The following is an 18,336-nucleotide window of genomic DNA, read 5'->3' on the forward strand; positions in this document are numbered from 1 at the left end:
AAAAGCGATAAGTGGATATAAAAAGAGCCGCAAAAGCGGCTCTCAATGGTTCGGTTGTTGATCGAATTAAGAATTAACGCTCATTCGATAGACGATCAAGCAGTATCTCAATCTTGTGATTACGGTATTCGTTCAGAACTTCGATTTCTGAATCGTATAGCGCACCGCTGAAAGAGTCTTCAAAACGTTCGTTCAACTCTTCGCCCTTCTTTAATAGTGCTTCTAGCATTTTAACTGCTGTATTACGATCTTTGCGCATGAATTCATCTGACTGTACCCAGCCTTGAATCACACGGAAGTTCAGCCAGAATTCACGTAGGTCCAACTGTAGTAAGTAGTGAGAGAACTCTTCTTCATTGATCGTAGGGACGATCTGTTTCAGTTGAGCTTGTAACTCCCTCACTTTATCTAGCGTCACTTGTGCTAATTGACGCTGTTCTTCAGTTAGGCCTTTAACGCCTGACAATTTAACAGAGCCCACTACCACTTTGTTATTCATCACTTCAGAACTCAGAATCTTCCAAAGATTTGTTGCTTCTGCCGCGGTCAAACCGAAACGCTCTTTCGCGTATTGACGAGTAAAGCCCTTCACCTTGATTGGCTCTTCTTGTTCTATCGCCGTAATAAATGCTGATGTACTCATGCGGAACGCATCGTTAGGGTACGAATGCGGATACACCTGACGGATTGGGTAGATTTCAACCGTTTCAACCTCACCACTGAACCAGTTATAACCATATTCACCTGACGTTGACCATGAGGTCAGTACCATACCTGTATATCCTGCCTTTTTCGCTTCAGGAATATAATCAGCCATGTTGTTCAGATGTTTTTCCCATGAGTTGCTATGGTAATCATCTGGGCCCGAACGAATCGAAGGCGCCCCCCAAAACTGAAGATCGTACTGCTTGATTAAATCGCGAGGATCCGAGCCGAAACGATCAAAGTCCCAACCGTAGTTCCAGTCGATGTAGATCACATTCTTCGGCATATCTTTGATAGCTTCTGGATGTTTTAGAATCATATCAGCCCAGATAAGAGGCGTTTTACCGCGCTCAGTAACGATTTCAGCAATCATCTTCATGTAGTCAACGTAGATCTTTGATTTACCGGCTTCTTCGCCCAAATCACCCCAAGCATCTTGGCAGTTTTTACAGTCAAGAAGACGCGTTTCATCCCCCCCAATGTGCACGTATTCAGAGTTGTGTGTTGAGAACATATCATCGAAAAGTTCTTCAAACAGATCTCTTGCTGCATCTAGTCTTGTTGGATCAATTTGAGAAAGCTGTCTTGCGTCTGCTCGTAGATAGGCATAACGCTCATGCATTAAGATATATTCAGCATGGCCAAAGTTTTGCTGAAGTGGGATAACATCAAGACCTAAGCCATCACTATACTCAATAAACTCTTTCACTTCTTTACGTGTGTAAGCATATTGATTCGATATAATGCTATGCTTCTTGTATGGGTAAGACGCTTCCCATTCCATGATAATCGTATTGAAGCCTAAAGAAGCGACCTCTTTTGCCATCGCTTTTAACGCTTCAATCGGCATCACTTGGACACGAAAATCAACGTGATAAGCCACAACCGGCTCTTCGTTAGCATTCTTCTCAACTTGCTCATTTGCTATCGAGCCTTGAGAAGCACAAAGTAACATGGTTCCTAAAATAGAAAGACGACTACGTTTAAACCAAGAGAGTCCAGATTGACTCCGTTTATTACGTTTAAGCATGTTTGTATTCCTTACAAAACTAGTCATTGAAAAAAGCGCGTTTTAATCCCAGTTCGAGACCTCGAACTTCTGCTAATCCTTTAAGACGACCGATCGCAGAGTAGCCCGGATTGGTTTTTTTATTTAAATCGTCAAGCATTTGATGACCATGATCTGGGCGCATTGGGATCTTACGTACATCACCAGTTTGCTCTCGGCGTTGCTCTTCTTTAAGCAGAGCCTTAACCACGCCATACATGTCAACATCGCCTTCTAAATGCGCCGCTTCATGGAAACTTTTCGCATTTTCTTCGCGTTGAGTAGAACGAAGATGAGTGAAGTAAATACGCTCGCCGTGTTTCTCGATCATGCTGATTAAGTCGTTGTCGCCACGTACACCGTAAGAACCAGTACACATGGTTAAGCCGTTTTTCGGGCTAGGAACGTTTTCAGTTAGCCAATCGATATCTTCGATGGTTGAAACAATGCGAGGTAGACCAAGAATCGGACGCGGTGGATCGTCTGGATGTACGGCCATCTTGATGTTTTCTTCTTCACACACTGTCATAATTTCATTTAAGAAATACACCATGTGCTCACGCAATTTGTTTTTATTAATCCCTGCGTAACGATCTAATTGCGCTTGGAACGCTTCAAGCGTGTAACCTTCTTCCGCACCAGGTAGACCTGCGATAATATTCGCGGTTAGCTGCTCAATTTGTGCGTCAGTCATTGCATTATAGTAAGCTTGTGCTTCTGTTTGCTCTGCTCCGGTGTAATCTGCTTGTGCACCAGGGCGCTTAAGAATGTGCAGTTCAAAAGCGGCGAATGCGATTTGGTCAAAGCGTAACGCTTTTGAGCCATCCGCCATTTGGTATTCAAGGTCAGTACGCGTCCAATCCAGTACTGGCATGAAGTTATAACAAACGGTATCAATACCACATTGAGCAAGGTTGCGTAGAGTTTGCTTGTAGTTATCAATCCAAAGTTGGTAATCACCGCTTTGTGTTTTGATTTCTTCGTGAACAGGCACACTCTCCACAACTGACCAACTGAGGCCTTTTGCTTCAATCATCGCTTTACGTGTAAGAATTTCTTCTTTTGACCAAATCTGACCATTTGGTATGTGGTGTAAAGCGTTTACAATTCCAGTGGCACCAGCCTGACGAATATCATCCAATGATACTGAGTCGTTAGGGCCATACCAACGCCATGTTTGTTCCATAATTTTCTCTCTTAATAAGACAGTTGTGTCGGTGATTAAAGTAGTCGGATTCGGTCTTTAAAGCGGGTGATGAACTGTTGATTCCACGCATCGCCACCGGTCGCATTACCACTTTTCCAAATCGGTGGTTCAATGCCTTGTTTCGCCAGTAGGTTTACTGTTTCAATCACAAGCGCATTCAGAATGAACGAGTTGGCGAAAGTCGACATTGCCGCCACTTTTTGGCTAATCCCGTCAATTTCAACTACTGCGTCACCAACTTGCACTTTGCAATCCAGTACGATATCTGCCACTTCAAATAGATTCTGCTTGCTTGGATGGCGTGCAGGGTGATCAAGCGGAGTCTGCTGAGCATGCTGCACTGACGTCACAGCAATAACGGTCAGTCCTTTCTTTTTCGCTTCAAGCGCAATATCCAGAACCGCCGCATTAATGCCATACGCGTTGATCAGCAATAGCACTTCACCCGCTTGCAAATTGTGGTTACTTACCACAATTTTGCCGTAATCAGGCAGACGTTCGATTGCCATTGAGCGCAGTGCGCCATTGGTCAACAATGTACCTTCATCAATGATTGGGTTGATATGCATCAACCCACCCGCGCGGAAGAAAATCTCTTGTGTAGCGAGATTTGAGTGGCCACCAGCGGCAGCCACATGAATGATTTTATCTTGGGCGATTTGCTCACTCAGCAGAGCTGCAGATTGCAAAATCGCATCGTATTCCGTGGTTTGGATTTGCTCCAAATGCGCGGTAATACTCTGTAAATAGTCAGATGTTAAACTCATCGTTTATTAAGCAGTGTACACTGCCTCTCCCGCTAGTATCGTTTTCGCCACGCTCAAGATACCGTCACGTTTCTCAAGCTCAACCAAATCAGCACGTTGGCCGACAGCCAAGTGACCACGTCGTGATAGATCCATAAATTGCGCAGGTGCTGCACTGGCTTTATCCCAAGCACTTTCTACATCCAGCAAGTTCGCGCGAGTTAGGTAGTTGATGCAATCCAACACAGATTTCGCAGAACCTGCGAGAAGCTCATCGTTGCTCGCGAGGTGTAGTTTGCCTTCTTCTGTCAGGATGACATCACCGCCGATATGAGTCTGGTAGCGACCCGGCTTCATACCCCCAAACGCTGTGGTATCACTGGTTAAGATCACTTGATCTTGTTTCGCTTTCAAAATTACTTTGATAACTGCAGGTGGAAGGTGAAAACCATCCGCGATAATCGCAGTCCATAGATTGTCTTCTGCCAGTTGCTGCCAAATGTAGTTATGGTGACGGTGGATCTGTAAGTCACAGCCATTACCAAGATGCGTTGACATTGTCGCGCCTAATTGTACAGCGTGTGCGATCTGCATAGGCGTAGCAGCCGAGTGACCAATAGACACTTTGATGTTATTAGCAACACAGTACTCAATGGTTTCTGCCAATCCCTGTTCCCACTCAGGGGACAAGGTCAGAATACGCAGCTGATCTTGTGACTCTTGGTGCCATTTCTTAATCAACTCAACGTTTGGCGCTTGAACATAATCACGATTGTGAGCACCACGAGGGCCGTCATTTGGTGAAATAAACGGACCTTCTAAGTGGTAACCAAGCAGACATTGATCAAGACGTGAGTCACTGCCTCTCAATAACTGGAAGGTTTGGAATAATTTGCAAATATTCTCATCACTGTTAGTAATCACTGTTGGGTAGTAACCCGTTACGCCATTACTAAGCATTGCTTCGGTAGCGTGGATCAAGTCGGTTTTATTTAGGGGTAGCGTATTAAAATCCACCCCTGCAAAACCGTTCACTTGTAAGTCTAAAAGACCCGGTGCGATGTATGGCAAGCTACTAGTATCTTGAGTGTCTAGTGACTCAACCGCCGTAATCATGCCCGCTTCTGTAATCAGTTTCACAGGCAGCTCAGCAAGTGTTTTACCTTCAAAAATCATAGTAGATCCGCTCCTGAATCTTTATCTAGGAATAGCGCAGCGCTCGCATGATTTCTTAGAATTGACGCCGGTAGATCTTCGTTGATATCACCATTAATCATGGTTGTGATCGCTTGACGTTTCGTTGGTGCAGGTACGATACATACCATATGTTTTGCGCTCACAAGCGTTGGGATTGTTAACGTAAGCGCGAACTCAGGAACGCTATCAAAGTCAGCAAAACAGCCGTCGTTCACTTGCTGTTGACGACACTGAGTATCAAGTTGAACCTTTTTAACCACTTCTTTGTCATTAAAATCTGCCACCCATGGGTCGTTAAATGCAATGTGACCATTTTCACCAACGCCTAGACACACAAGATCGATTGGCGCTTCTTGCAGTAGTGCACTGTAACGTTGACACTCTTCTGCGCTGTCTTTGGCATCAATATTGATGAAGTTTGCCGCGTGTGGTTTAACATCATCGAGTAGCGATTGTTTAATAAAATGGCTGAATGCTTGTGGTGCGCCCGTCGGCAGACCAATATACTCATCCATGTGGAATGCCGTCACTTTTGACCAATCAATTTGGCCAGAACGCTTCAGGTAAGCCAGAAATTCGTTTTGTGATGGTGCAGATGCAAAGATAATGCGAATCGAATCTTGTTCATTTTGCAGTTTAACTAATAACTCTTCCGTGTATTTAGCTGCTGCTTGGCCCATCGCATCGCGTGTTTCATACACTTGGTAATTCAATTGATCTTTTTTATTGTTGATAAGTAAAGTCATGTTATTTCTCTAAAATTAAGTTAGCTAGCGCGAGCTTTAAACTAGTTTCGACCGTTTGATCAAACGTCGAAGGTAAATAAAAGTAGTAAGAAGACAAATCCGCTTCATACCCACCTTGGTTAATTTGTTCTGCGGTAGCGATATAGCCAATCATCCCGTTGCTATACCCTACTGCGAGCGCTTCAGAGTCTATGCTTTCGGTAATGTAACGCTGATACTCGTTGACGACTTCTGCGTTAATCGTGACCAATTTGATCACATCACAAATATTCAACCAACCAAGCTTCACTGGGTGTGTGCTTGGTGTTGTGGAATTGTCCTCTGATGCCTTTTCCAATCGAATGAGCTGCTGCTCTGCCCATTCAAAATGAATATCGTCCGGGGCAAAATCTGCTTGGTAATTCGTTAGTTGCTCTGCGGTGAAGCGACGCGCTAACGGCAAATCAACCGTCTCTTCCCGGTAACAGCATGTCGCAGTTGGGATACGCTCAATACTGGTAGTCAGCGCAGCTAAATAATTGTTTGCCAGCTGCTTTCCTAGTTGAGCTACATCGCCAAAATCTCCGCGGTAAAATTGATTAGATCGACTTAAATTCGGTCGAATATCACCACAAAACCCTTGCAAGAACAGGCAGACCGCATTGGGGTAGTTTTGCTCTATTACATCACTGACCACACCTGGATATTCGCCAGATAAGGAGTTTTCAGCACTGATCGTCGGATGGCAATGGTTATGCACCATCAACGCTTTCACTTGCCCGCTAAGGCTAACAAATTGCCAAATGTGTGCGCTATTATCAAACGCCACATTTGGGTTTGGAGCCATCTCAACACAGCCTTGGGCATTAACCACACGGCGATGCACACCAAAATCACAAGTACTACGTGCACTTCTGATTTGCGCTGGCTCTTGGTTATGTTGCGCTTTGAGTAGCGCCTCTATCACCCACTCAACCAGCGTTTGGCAATAATCATGATTGACTTCACCAAGGCGCGGAGAGTGACCATATTCGGTTTGAAAACTCGAATGGCTGTGGGTGGCACAAATTTGCACATTTAAATGCTTTAATTGCGGATGAGAAGCAGCACGTTGACGAATCTCTTTTGTCACTGCCTCACCAACAAATAGTAACTCCAAGCTAACGATCGCTACCGACTGATTCAGCACCAGACAACGGCAATGGATCGGCATTGCAACACGCTTATATTCGCCAACTCGAAAATCAAAGCCACCAAGTGGCATTGGATCGACTGGCGTAATGTAAATTTTGCTGCAACCCACTAACATTGCGCTTCCTTCTCTACTTGCGATTCAGAGGCAAATAGTGACACCATCAATTGCAAGTTACGCATAATGTGGAACGGATCTTTAACTGGTAAGGCAACCACTTTATCCAGCGGCTTACCTTGGCGGTCACGAATCTGTGTCCACTCACCAAATTCAGCATTTGGGAAAGTCGACAACACATAGTGTGCCGTTTGCTCATACATAGAGAACAAAGCTTCATCGCCACTTAGCTTGTAGGTTAAAAGCAAGGTATAGAGTGCTTCAGAATGCACCCACCAAATCTTGGTATCCCAAGTATCCAGCACTAAATTCTCATAAGGATCGTTCCCTAATAGATCACCACTAGGCTGGGTGCCTTGTCGCGAGGTATAACGGTATAACCCTAAATATTCTTTATCCCACCCCAGCGTCCACATCATTTTTGTGATAGTAACAATCTTTGTTAGGTAGTCAGGTAACTGGCCTAACAAGCTTGCCGCTTCAACACAAAACCACATGTTCTCCAAGGTGTGACCTGGCGTGACATGTTGTGCCAGCAAAGTTGTATGATTCTCTTTCGCGGTGCGCATTTCGAAAGGAATTAGTGAATCCGAATCATGAAAGTCGTTAAAAATACGCTCTAAGCTCGTTTGACACGCGGCTTTCAGCACTGCCAATTGAGGGTGTTGATATTTGATGGCGTAGCGCAGTAATTCATTGATTACGCCAAGAGTAATCATTTCAAATGCATAGGGCTCAAAGCCCTCTGCAGCTGGATAAGGTTCACTACGAACCTTACCGCTATTAAGACGAGCTCGAATGCTCTGATAAAGCGTCATTGCCTTTTCAAAATATGAAGCTTCACCAGCAACATAGGCATACTCACAAAATCCCATTACAACAAAACAATCGGCATAGAATGAAGTATCAAAGCCTGCACCTGGTACTTGTTCTTTTTTGTCACCTTGTTCGGTGAGAACAAAGCTGCAGTGGCCGTTTTCAAGAAATACATGATTATCAAGAAACTCAGCAGTTAACTTTGCATGGGCCAAATATTCGTTTGCATTTCCTTCCAGCTGACCTTGTTGAATCAAATAAGCTTGTCGACACCAGTTCCATAAAAAGCGTCCTTGTGACCACGTGAACTTATCATGGCTTAATAACAATGAACCCTCGTTATTAAAGCAGGTGAAAACACCGCCATGTTTTTCATCAATGGCAGCCTGCCAGAAAGGAAGAACATTATTGACCAACTCTTCGAGCCATTGGCTTGCGACCGTGTGTAAGGAATTTTGTGAGCAATTCATCTTATTTACTCTCTGCTAGATCTAGCTTCACTTTCGCTTCGACTTCTATGTCATCACGGCTTAGTTTCACCATCAATTCTTCGATTTCTGGTTTCACTTTAAACTTACGATTGTAAAGAGCAGCAAGGCTGAAGAATGTAAGCGAGCAGATTACTGGACCACCCACTGAAAGTGCCATTGATGGGTCTTCAACGAAGAGACGAGTGAAGACAAATACCGATAGACCTATAGCCATTGAGCCAAGAGCTGACTTCGGACCACAGTGTTTGTAGAACGGTAGTAGACCTAATACCATTGGGATTGACGCAGGACCGATCAAGCCCCCGAACCATACGATGATCAAACCTATAATGCCGCCAAAGTAGTCTTTGTTAAGCGCGATTAAGATAGTAGCGAGTGTAAAAGTGAATGTTACTGTACGAGCCACTTTTAGTGGGGTTTCGCCATTCTCATTCTTAAATTTCTTGCTGATTAGTGGCAAGATATCGCGAGATAATACAGAGCTGATTGCGTTTGCATCTGATGCTACCATTGAAAGCGTTGCAGCAAACATTGAAGCTAGAACCACACCTACAGCGCCGGCTGGTAAGTATTGTACTGTCATCATGGAGTAGACTTGAGTTTGGTCAGCAACTGCTAGATCTGGGAGCAAAATTGGTGCTGCCCACATAGGTGCAAATAGCAACAATGGCCAAATTAGGTAAAGAACTGATGACAACACCATTGCTTTACGCGCATGACGACCCGTTGGAGAAGCAATGAAGCGTGATGCAAGGTTCCAAGTCCCCCCTGTGTAGCTTAGGAAGATAACCACACTGAAACTGATGAAGAACAATGGTGAATATTCACTGTTAAACCAGTTGCCGTGGCCTGCTGGTAGTCTGTCCCACATTGAGATATAGTTTGTACCCACTTCACCTAATTGCTGTTGAATGATGAAGAACATCGCCAAACCGGCTGCAACTTGCACTAAGAATTGGAAGAAGTCATTCATTGTGTCAGCCCATAGACCACCAACTGTCACATAAAGCATTGCTATAAAGCCAGCAATCAAGATTCCGTAGTGAATTGGCACACCAGCAAAACCGTATAACAATACACCGATCGCTGCATATTTACCGGCTGTATCTAGAAGTTTTAGTAGCACACCTAACCAAGCAATAACTTGCTGAGTTTTCGTATCATAACGAAGGCGAAGATATTCCGTCGGTGATTGAATATTAAGAGCTTTGCGTAAACGAGCCCAACGAGGCACAACTAACCAGGCACCAACAAAACATGCAAGTGCAACGTTTAATGCCCACCAGATATAAAGGTTAAAACCGGTTGAATAGGCAATTGCAGCGTAACCTGTGAATACTACGCCTGAGTAACCTGATACGTGGTGTGAAACCCCAGCTAGCCACCAAGGCAAGCCACCACCTGCCACATAGAAGTCATTGGATCCTTTAATTTTTCGATAGGCGTTTAGGCCTATGCCTATCATAACTAAGAAAAAAGCTACCAGAGCTAACCAGTCAAGCCATTGCATAGTGTCATTCCTTTTCCATTAATATTTATTCATTTCTAAAATCGATAGAAATGAGCGTTATTTCAACAACACAGACATAATAACACTCAGTGTAATTATATATAATTACACATAGCGTAATTATATGACAACGCTCACGAACAATATTACAAAATCGATCAAAATCAACAACTTAAACAAGCAAACATAGATCACAAATCCAAAGTAGCGGTCAATAAATGAACAGTTACATTGGTAAATAGAGCAGGTAAATGATTGAGTAATCACGTGCGAGTGGTTATCATGATGTACGGATATTGTGTGCATTTATGAATTTGATGGATAAACAGCAAAGCCTCTCTCTAGAAAGAAAAATACTGCTATTTGAACAGATACTTAATGGGTACCAGACGAGTGAAATTGTTACGCGAAAAGGGTTAGTTGAAGCGAATCATTTACGCCCTGCAACAGTCACTAAGTTGATTGGTGATCTCTTAGATTTTGGATTGGTAAAAGAGGATACGAAAACGCATGTATCGGGCCCAGGTCGGCCTGAAGTTTGCCTTATCCCAAATAAAAACCAATACAATGCAATTTTTGTTTATGTTGATTCTCTTACGCTAACAGCATCTCTTGTCAACCTGACAGGAGAAATCCTCTATAGCTCAAGTTGTGAATTTGAGAATCGCTCGGCAACGAAAGAGCAGTTAATTTCTGTAATAGAATCGCAGGTTAAAAACGCTTATGAAACAATAAAAACAGGCACTACCGTTTGTGGTGTGATTCTATCCTTACCCGGTATTGTTGACCGTAAGAACCAAGTTTGGAAATACTCGAATCGCTGGCCGAACGCCACCGATATCTCTTTTGCCTCTTTAGAGGAAACGCTCGCTTGTAAAGTTATTTTGGTTAAAAACCTACAGGCTGAGCTGAATGCTTTTATCCTTGAAAACAAGCAACTTAAATCTCGTAATACTCTATATATACACTGGGGTGAAGGGATTGGTGCTGCCAGTTATGACGCCAACCGTATGGTGCGTTTTCGTCAACAAGGTTTATTCAGCGAAATAGGACAAACGATCATCGATAACGACGGCTCAACACTAGAACAAATTGCTTCTTTAGCCTCGCTTCGTGGCACGTTAGGTCAGAATTTAAATTGTATTATTGGTAATGAGAAACAGTGCGCGGTGCAAATTAAAGATTTGCCTTTATCCTCATTACCTTGTTTGGAACAAGCACAACAGGTATTTTCTCGCTCCTTAGTGAACGCCTACTTAACGCTCTTTCCGGACACTATTATTTTGACCGGACCGTTTATTGAAAACACCTGTATATTTGAAGAGATTAAACGCCAGTTTTTTGCGCAATTACCTAGTTATTGTCCATCTGACATTCAGCTGTTGGTTAACTCGAACACGGTAATCAATGAACTCCAAGGGGCTGTTATTCCGTTTTTCTCTAATTATGTAAATGACAAAATCACTCAAGCTCATAATTAATAATTCGCATCAACTACATCTTGGGTAAGTTTGTTTAAGGCCCCAATTATAGCGTCACTCTCCCTGTGTGATGTAGTGACGCATAGGCTCCGAGTAGCTACTGCCCTCAATACATGGCCGTTTCAGATAGTGAGCACTTATGGTAGCCATACTTTTGTGTCCACTTTTTGTTCGAACTATAGAGCTTTTGACAACCAATAACGTGATGACGAAGATGTCCTTTTTCCCAGAAAGCTTCACCGTCTAACAGGAGTATTAACGTAGCCCAGTTTCTACGATTGAAGTACAGGAAGCGAAGCCAGAAACAGGCTTACATGATAATCCCGACCATTCAATTACTTATTTGACCTCGTGGGGACTGACACATATTGAAGAACTTCATAACCCTCAAGGTGAACCATACTTCTTGTCTTTTGGTAAGTGGGACTCGAGCGGAAACATCCAAGTAACGGATGGAATGATTGAACCAAGTTACAAACGGTGGTCTAACTCCCAATCAGCCAGAACGACTATATTAGGAAAACTCTAAAATAGTGGCCAACTTTAGTTGCCCCCTGGTCAAGCGTCTCACGTTTTGCGCCACACATTCGCCAGTCACTTTATGATGAACGGGGGGAATATTTTGGTATTGCGTGACGTACTTGGTCATGCAGATATTTCAATGACGATGCGATACGCTCACTTTGCTCCAGATCACTTAGCAGAAACAATCGAAAAGAACCCTCTCGCTTTTCTTTAATTTGCATAAACCCGCATAAAAATGCACTTTACCGCAATTACTCAAAATAAAAGTGTCTCAGGTGTAGACACTTTTCAAATTTCACGCAAAAAAAGAGCCGCTAAAAGCGGCTCTCAATTGTTCGATTTTTCCGAAGAGTTATGGTTTTACTCTTTACCGTAAACGTTGTTCTCTTGCTCTTGTACGCGGATGAATGTCGTTCTCTTTGTTAGCTCTTTAAGCTTTGCTGCGCCTACATATGTACACGTTGAACGTACACCGCCAAGGATGTCTGAAATCGTTTCGTGAACGCTGCCACGGAATGGTAATAGTACGGTTTTACCTTCAGCTGCGCGGTATTTTGCAACGCCACCAGAGTGCTTCGCCATCGCTGACTGTGAAGACATGCCGTAGAATTTCATGAAAGTTTTACCGTCTTGCTCGACGATGTCACCGCCTGACTCTTCATGACCAGCCAACATGCCGCCAAGCATAACGAAATCGGCTCCGCCGCCAAACGCTTTCGATACGTCACCGGCACATGAGCAGCCGCCGTCACCGATAATCATACCACCTAAGCCGTGCGCAGCATCACCACACTCGATAATGGCAGAAAGTTGTGGGTAACCAACACCGGTTTTAACACGTGTCGTACATACTGAACCAGGGCCAATACCTACTTTAACAATGTCAGCACCTGCAAGGATTAGCTCTTCACACATATCACCAGTAACAACGTTACCTGCTGAAATCACTTTTTCTGGGAATGCAGCACGTACTTTTTGCACGTACTCAACAAGGTGTTCAGAGTAACCATTAGCAATATCAACACAGATGAAAATCAGTTCATCTGAAAGTGCCATGATATCTTTTGTTTTCTGAAAATCAGCATCAGAAGTACCCGTCGATACCATTACGTTGTTCAGCGTTACTTTATCAGCACCTTGAACAAACTCAGCCCAATCAGCCACTGTGTAGTGTTTATGTACTGCGGTCATTACACCATGCTCAGCAAGCGCTTTTGCCATAGCAAAACTACCCACAGAATCCATGTTAGCAGCAATGACAGGTACACCAGACCATTGACGACCACTATGCTTGAATGTAAACTCGCGGGTTAAATTAACTTGAGAACGACTTTTTAACGTTGAACGTTTCGGGCGAAACAGTACATCTTTGAAGCCTAACTTAAGTTCTTGTTCGATACGCATTGTGCATTTCCTTGATTCAATAATGTAAGTGTCACGATTTAGTGCGTAGTAAAAGCGTTGGCAGACGCAATTACTGTTTTTCGGACACAAAAAAACCGGAGCGTTGGCAGACGCTCCGGTTTTCAGCATTATAGGTTGCGATTTCTTTCTAGCAAGTCTGATAATTCTATTTTTTTTATGATACCATTCTTAAAAGCTACAACCTCGCGTTTAAAACCCTCTCAACACCAAACTTAAACCTTAATAATCAATAAGTTATAAATATAGCTTTTTTAAGAATTTTCCTCGCAAACGTTTTTCGCAATCGATAACTTACAAAAACAACGTTAATTCACTCTTTTTTGCTCCTAAAACCCCTTTATACCCCAAAGATAAATAGTGATCTAGGTCACAAAAAATAAGATTTCATCTCGTTTTGAGACTGATCAGATACGATTCAGTGAACGTACTAACATTGGGCAATTTCATGACGCATTGACGAGAGCGCGAATATGAGGCATTAAATCACTCGCCACGAGCCCCCTTTGTCCCTGTTTTGCCGCTAAATCACCCGCTCGAGCATGAATTTCGACCGCGATAATGGCCGATTTCATCAATGGAAATCCCTGAGCAACCAAAGCAGTAACAATACCCGTTAACGCATCTCCCATTCCGCCGCTCGCCATGCCTGAATTTCCAGAAGCGGAGACATACATGTTATCGCCATCAAAAACCAATGTACCGGCACCTTTTAGAATAACCACACCACCATATTGTTGTTGTATCGCTTTAGTCGCTTGGTACCGATTTGCTTCAATCTCATTCACTGTGATATCAAGCAAACGTGCCGCTTCCGATGGATGGGGAGTTAGTATCCGATTTGACCGATAAGATGGGCTGTGAGCGAGCATTGTTAATGCATCCGCGTCATACACAACAGGGATAGAAGTTAGCTCAACCTGTTCGTATATTATTTTGCTGTGTGCCGACAGTCCTAATCCGGGGCCGATAGCAATGACATCACACCATTCCATTCGATGCTTCAACTTTTCACATTCAAGCCAACTTGAAGCCATTATCTCCGGACTAGAAATTAATACTGGTGTGATGTTAAATGGGTCACAACAAGTCGCAACCAGTCCAGCACCACCTCGTAACGCCGCTTTGCCTGCTAAAATTATCGCCCCGCCCATTCCCTCATCACCACCTATCAACAACGCTTTACCATGATGGCCTTTATGAGCAGTCGGCTTTCGTTTCGGCAAGATGATATCGCTACTCGTGATGATGTGGGCAAAAGGTTCATTCTGACGATGAAAATAGTGATGGAAATTTTTACCACTCCCTCTTTCACAACCCAATGGAGCGTATATGATCTCTCCTGTATAGTTCCGAGCCAGACCCGTCACTAATCCCGCTTTTATGCCAATAAACGTCACCGTATATTGCGCTTTTATCACACGGCCTAAACAACGTCCTGTATCAGCACACAAGCCCGATGGAACATCGACGGCGATAACGGGAATATCTGACTGATTAATGGTCTCGATGACATCTGCAACATTGGAACGTACTGCTCCCACTAAGCCAATGCCCAGTATCGCATCGATAACTACATCAACAGCTCTTGTGTTTGATGCATCTGCAATTGATATTCTCGGCGAGGAGATTTTCCCACCTGCAGCCAAATAAGCTTGCTGCGCGATGAGCGCATCACCTGTTAGTGTATCCGCATCGCCCACATGCCACAGTTCAACATCAATTCCCTCCCCCATAGCCAAACGAGCGACGATATAACCATCCCCACCGTTATTGCCGCCACCACAAACAACTAAACATGTTTTAGCGTTCGGAAACAGACGCTTCATATGAGAAAAAACGCATTCACCCGCGTTTTCCATCAGTTGATACATTTCCATGTCGCAGAAAAGGGCTGATTCTCGTTCACCGGTTTTCACTTGCTGGCTTAAATAAAGTCGAGAAGAATAAGGCATGATGGATTCCTTACTTATCAAAGTAGCTATTACAGATGAGAAAAAGGCCGGAGTTTCCTCCAGCCTTTCACAATCAATTGGTTATTTTAGTGATTGTTGTTGGGTAAGCACCAATGCTTCTGATGTGGCATCTTGTATTGAGAGGAATAATGATCTGACTTCCCCCGTTGGCATTCGCATCGGGTTTAACGTTATGTTCTGATACATAAAGTCTGCCTGTTGCGTCACTGGGCGTACGTTGCGGCACTTAAATAAGTATGGACGTTGCTGCCATGTAATAAAGCTACGGCACCCCAAATCGTAAACCGGTTTTGTTTTTAGTCGAAACCACTCCTGAGGTATCTCAGGAAATATATCGAACAACGATTTACCAATCGCATCATGGGCTTGAATACCACTGTGATGTGTCATAAAGCCATTCCAAACTTGAACTTGACAGTCGCGATCTAACACAACTAACCCAAGATCAACGTTTTGAACCATATCAACCATCCAATGGAACTGTTCAAATTCTGCCGGTAACGAAATCATTAGAACTCCTCCATCAGATACGCAAGCTTATTATCAAGTAGGGGTAAAGACTCATCGACAAACATAAACAACAAATCACATCGAATAGAGGTGCCATCAATGTTGTAGCTTACTTCAAATGTCATTGTCTTTTTAAAAGAACCTGAAGTATTGCTGATCACTGAATCAATCGATATGTGCTGGCCGAGCAATACCGGTGAACTTTGGAAGAAACGGACTTCAGCTTGCTCTCCCAAACCATTAAGAAATGCTCCAACAAGAATGTTGGAGACATCCATCAAGAGTTCAAGCTCTTCCAACTCTTCGCTATCGGCCGGAACTTTCATCAATTTTTTGAGGTCAGCAACACTGCCATCACTGAGAAGCACTAAAGCTTCACCGGCGATACCCTCACCACTAAACCCCTGACAAACTCCTGAAACTTGATCGTTGTTGGCTAAGTCACGCAATGCCATGTGCAACTCACTCACCTCGAATATATTCACATTCGGTAGCGGTAAATGAACAAAGACATCAAAGTGACGTGCAAGAGCATCAGCTGCCCTACCAATAGCCACGTTCGCCACTTCCATATAGATATCGCGACGGCGTAATATTGGCAACTCTATTGAGACTGGCGTATAGATCTGTGGCTTATCCGACGGATCGACCAGATCTTTTAAGATCTGATTGAGTACATCTTTATCAATCGGTTTTTGAATGAATGCTTTCGCGCCAAGCGCCAGCACACATTCTTTTGCTTTAGGCTGAATATCACCTGAGACAACAACAACAGGAACAGATAAGCCACGATTTCGAATTTCTTCTAATGTCCCAAAACCATCCAATTCCGGCATAGTAAGATCAAGAAACATGAGTTTAAAATCATGAGCTTCCAGCTGAGCAAGAGCATCAAAACCATGAACTGCAAAACGAATATCTGCATTTAAAGAAGCAGGCAAAGAGCGAGCCATCTGTTTCCGCGCTAAAGCAGAATCATCACAGATGAGAATTGGGTAAGACATTCATATACCTACTGCAATTGATTTAACTAATTGACCAAATAGTAACAGATTGTAAGAGTAGCAGGTACTGAGGGATAGGGGAAAATACAACATATTGCACATCAGGAATTCTAATTTCAGCAAGCCTCTCGCTTATCTCCATTCAACTTAAAGCCGCAACCTTGAGTACCTTTCATATTAGTGGTGCTTTTCTCGACCAATCAACGAGTTTAGTCAAGCTCATTAGGATTTCGCTGGCCTGCTGTTTTCTATTTCTACAAGCAGCAAGTTAGAATCGCTTACGAACACGGATACAAAGTAAAAAACCTTCCGAAGAAGGTTTTTAAAATTTAACGTATCAATTAGTTAGCCATATGAATCAGAGATTTACCAATCAACCATTCAAGTTTCTGTGCGCTGTCACCTTCGAAACGAGATTCAACCGTTTTGTATAAGCGGTCAACACCATTCGTTGCGAATTCATGTGCACGTTCTGCTGTTACGATATGGTGGAATAATAAACGTAGAATTGCCAAAAACTCAGGGTTATCTAGCGCTTTAACCCAGCTATCAGAAAACTCAGAGAGTGAGCCATCGAAATTAAGGTGCTCAACGAACATTTTAAAAATACGGCCATCAAGTGCTGCGGTAAAATCAGTTTTCTTAGGGAAGTGGTGGCTAATACCAGTACGTGATACACCCGTTTGTTGACTAAGGGTTGTGTAAGACATCTTGTCATAACCGAGACGAAGAAGTTGGTCTACGACCGCATCCATAATCTTTTGAATGGTGATTTCTGTATCTTCTTTGCTACGCTTTGGCATATTTAGGCTCTTCTCTTTGTAAATCCGTCTAACTCAAAAATGAGTATTAAAAGACCCATTTGACTTGGTATCCATCTCCTCAACCTAGGCAGTATTTGAATGCCTAGTATAATATTAGAGACATCGTATCATAAAAATAGCTGCATTTTTGTGCACTTTAATACTAGGTCAGTCATTTCTCACAAATGAAGCATAGGCGCCACGTATGAAAATAGGAGTCATTATCTTTCTTGTATGTGTTTGTCCAAATAATCATATAAATCAAAACCAGTTACAACTAACTGAACGCCATTCTGACAAAATAATGACATGTATTTCGACAAAATCGTGAGAGATGTCACCTTAAAATCGCAACTTTTGTTAAATTCACCCCCACTTTGAAACAAAGAAAAAACATAATCGTGCATTTTTCACCCACCTTTTACTGCTATTTGTTTTTATGGATATAGTTCAAATATCTCGATAAAATGCCCTCACTTTATGTAAGAGGATAGTCAAAATGAGCATTGAACAAGATCAGATCCAAGTCTGTGAAGCCTGCGGTTGTGCTGGTGAAATGGGATTTATCATTAAAGAAGGCGACGACGTAGCAGAAGTGACCATTTTTGGTAGCGATCATGCACTACTAAATGCAGAACTCACTAAATACGTAGAGCTAGCAAAACAAGTATGCGCTAACGTAGAGCACGAAGTATCAGAACTTCAAGAAGGTTCAACTGAGTTGACTGCACGATTCAAATTTGAAGTAAGCGCTGAAAAGCTGATTTTTGAACTAAAAACTCGTTCATTATCACGCTAAGATCGAACAGGTAAATAAGCAGACATTTTTAGTACTCCTGTTTATTTACCTAGTTTTAATCA

At 43.0% G+C, this 18,336-nt stretch carries 15 protein-coding genes and 2 pseudogenes; 3 read left to right on the top strand and 14 right to left on the bottom strand.

Annotated elements, in window-relative coordinates:
• Positions 1–73: 73 nt before the first annotated feature.
• Genes DZ860_RS15835 through DZ860_RS15870 form a run of 8 tightly spaced genes read right to left on the bottom strand, consistent with a single transcriptional unit; the run spans position 74 to position 9,754 of the window.
• Positions 74–1,735 carry a family 20 glycosylhydrolase gene (locus DZ860_RS15835; RefSeq protein WP_165862917.1) on the bottom strand — a complete coding sequence of 554 codons (1,662 nt, stop codon included), beginning with the start codon at positions 1,733–1,735 and terminating at the stop codon, positions 74–76.
• A gap of 19 nt (positions 1,736–1,754) precedes the next feature.
• Entirely contained in the window at positions 1,755–2,939 is a 1,185-nt protein-coding gene (gene uxuA, locus DZ860_RS15840; protein WP_120033179.1) for a mannonate dehydratase, read from the bottom strand.
• A gap of 35 nt (positions 2,940–2,974) precedes the next feature.
• Entirely contained in the window at positions 2,975–3,727 is a 753-nt protein-coding gene (locus tag DZ860_RS15845; protein WP_120033181.1) for a sugar isomerase domain-containing protein, read from the bottom strand.
• Between the two features lie 6 nt (positions 3,728–3,733).
• Positions 3,734–4,882: an N-acetylglucosamine-6-phosphate deacetylase gene (locus DZ860_RS15850; protein WP_120033184.1), complete on the bottom strand. Its 1,149-nt coding sequence runs from the start codon at positions 4,880–4,882 to the stop codon at positions 3,734–3,736.
• The gene (locus tag DZ860_RS15855; protein ID WP_120033187.1) at positions 4,879–5,649 is read right to left on the bottom strand and encodes a glucosamine-6-phosphate deaminase; all 771 of its coding nucleotides are present in this window, start codon (positions 5,647–5,649) and stop codon (positions 4,879–4,881) included. Before DZ860_RS15855 ends, DZ860_RS15850 begins: the two co-directional genes overlap by 4 nt.
• 1 nt (position 5,650) lies before the next feature.
• Positions 5,651–6,937 carry a hypothetical protein gene (locus tag DZ860_RS15860; protein ID WP_120033190.1) on the bottom strand — a complete coding sequence of 429 codons (1,287 nt, stop codon included), beginning with the start codon at positions 6,935–6,937 and terminating at the stop codon, positions 5,651–5,653.
• Positions 6,931–8,223 (bottom strand): AGE family epimerase/isomerase, encoded by a 1,293-nt coding sequence (locus DZ860_RS15865; protein ID WP_120033193.1) that lies wholly within the window; start codon positions 8,221–8,223, stop codon positions 6,931–6,933. The genes DZ860_RS15860 and DZ860_RS15865 overlap by 7 nt, the downstream gene beginning before the upstream one ends.
• 1 nt (position 8,224) lies before the next feature.
• On the bottom strand, positions 8,225–9,754 hold the full coding sequence (locus tag DZ860_RS15870; RefSeq protein WP_120033196.1) for a sodium:solute symporter family protein: 1,530 nt from the start codon (positions 9,752–9,754) through the stop codon (positions 8,225–8,227).
• 308 nt (positions 9,755–10,062) lie between these two features.
• Between DZ860_RS15870 and DZ860_RS15875 the strand changes: the two genes are divergently transcribed.
• Positions 10,063–11,235: an ROK family protein gene (locus tag DZ860_RS15875; RefSeq protein WP_120033199.1), complete on the top strand. Its 1,173-nt coding sequence runs from the start codon at positions 10,063–10,065 to the stop codon at positions 11,233–11,235.
• Between the two features lie 109 nt (positions 11,236–11,344).
• On the opposite strand, the pseudogene DZ860_RS24960 reads toward DZ860_RS15875, so the two are convergent.
• Positions 11,345–11,479 (bottom strand): annotated as a pseudogene (locus DZ860_RS24960) (IS5/IS1182 family transposase); the annotation flags it as partial.
• Positions 11,480–11,782: 303 nt separating this feature from the next.
• Here DZ860_RS24960 and DZ860_RS15890 point away from each other — a divergent pair.
• Positions 11,783–11,974 (top strand): annotated as a pseudogene (locus tag DZ860_RS15890) (tyrosine-type recombinase/integrase); the annotation flags it as partial.
• 146 nt (positions 11,975–12,120) lie between these two features.
• On the opposite strand, the gene DZ860_RS15895 reads toward DZ860_RS15890, so the two are convergent.
• The 5 genes from DZ860_RS15895 to DZ860_RS15915 form a co-directional block, all read right to left on the bottom strand.
• Positions 12,121–13,164, bottom strand: coding sequence for a GMP reductase (locus DZ860_RS15895; RefSeq protein ID WP_120033202.1), 1,044 nt, complete (start codon positions 13,162–13,164; stop codon positions 12,121–12,123).
• Between the two features lie 464 nt (positions 13,165–13,628).
• Positions 13,629–15,137 (bottom strand): NAD(P)H-hydrate dehydratase, encoded by a 1,509-nt coding sequence (locus tag DZ860_RS15900; RefSeq protein ID WP_120033205.1) that lies wholly within the window; start codon positions 15,135–15,137, stop codon positions 13,629–13,631.
• Positions 15,138–15,218: 81 nt separating this feature from the next.
• Positions 15,219–15,668: a PAS domain-containing protein gene (locus tag DZ860_RS15905; protein ID WP_120033208.1), complete on the bottom strand. Its 450-nt coding sequence runs from the start codon at positions 15,666–15,668 to the stop codon at positions 15,219–15,221.
• Positions 15,668–16,672, bottom strand: coding sequence for a response regulator (locus tag DZ860_RS15910; protein ID WP_120033211.1), 1,005 nt, complete (start codon positions 16,670–16,672; stop codon positions 15,668–15,670). The genes DZ860_RS15905 and DZ860_RS15910 overlap by 1 nt, the downstream gene beginning before the upstream one ends.
• A 341-nt stretch (positions 16,673–17,013) precedes the next feature.
• Positions 17,014–17,475 (bottom strand): TetR/AcrR family transcriptional regulator, encoded by a 462-nt coding sequence (locus DZ860_RS15915; RefSeq protein ID WP_120033214.1) that lies wholly within the window; start codon positions 17,473–17,475, stop codon positions 17,014–17,016.
• A gap of 499 nt (positions 17,476–17,974) precedes the next feature.
• On the opposite strand from DZ860_RS15915, the gene DZ860_RS15925 reads away from it, so the two are divergent.
• On the top strand, positions 17,975–18,274 hold the full coding sequence (locus DZ860_RS15925) for a YfcZ/YiiS family protein (RefSeq protein ID WP_120033220.1): 300 nt from the start codon (positions 17,975–17,977) through the stop codon (positions 18,272–18,274).
• Positions 18,275–18,336 lie beyond the last annotated feature (62 nt).

The sequence above is a fragment of the Vibrio sinensis genome, assembly GCF_003605645.1.
GTDB classification, from domain to species: domain Bacteria; phylum Pseudomonadota; class Gammaproteobacteria; order Enterobacterales; family Vibrionaceae; genus Vibrio; species Vibrio sinensis.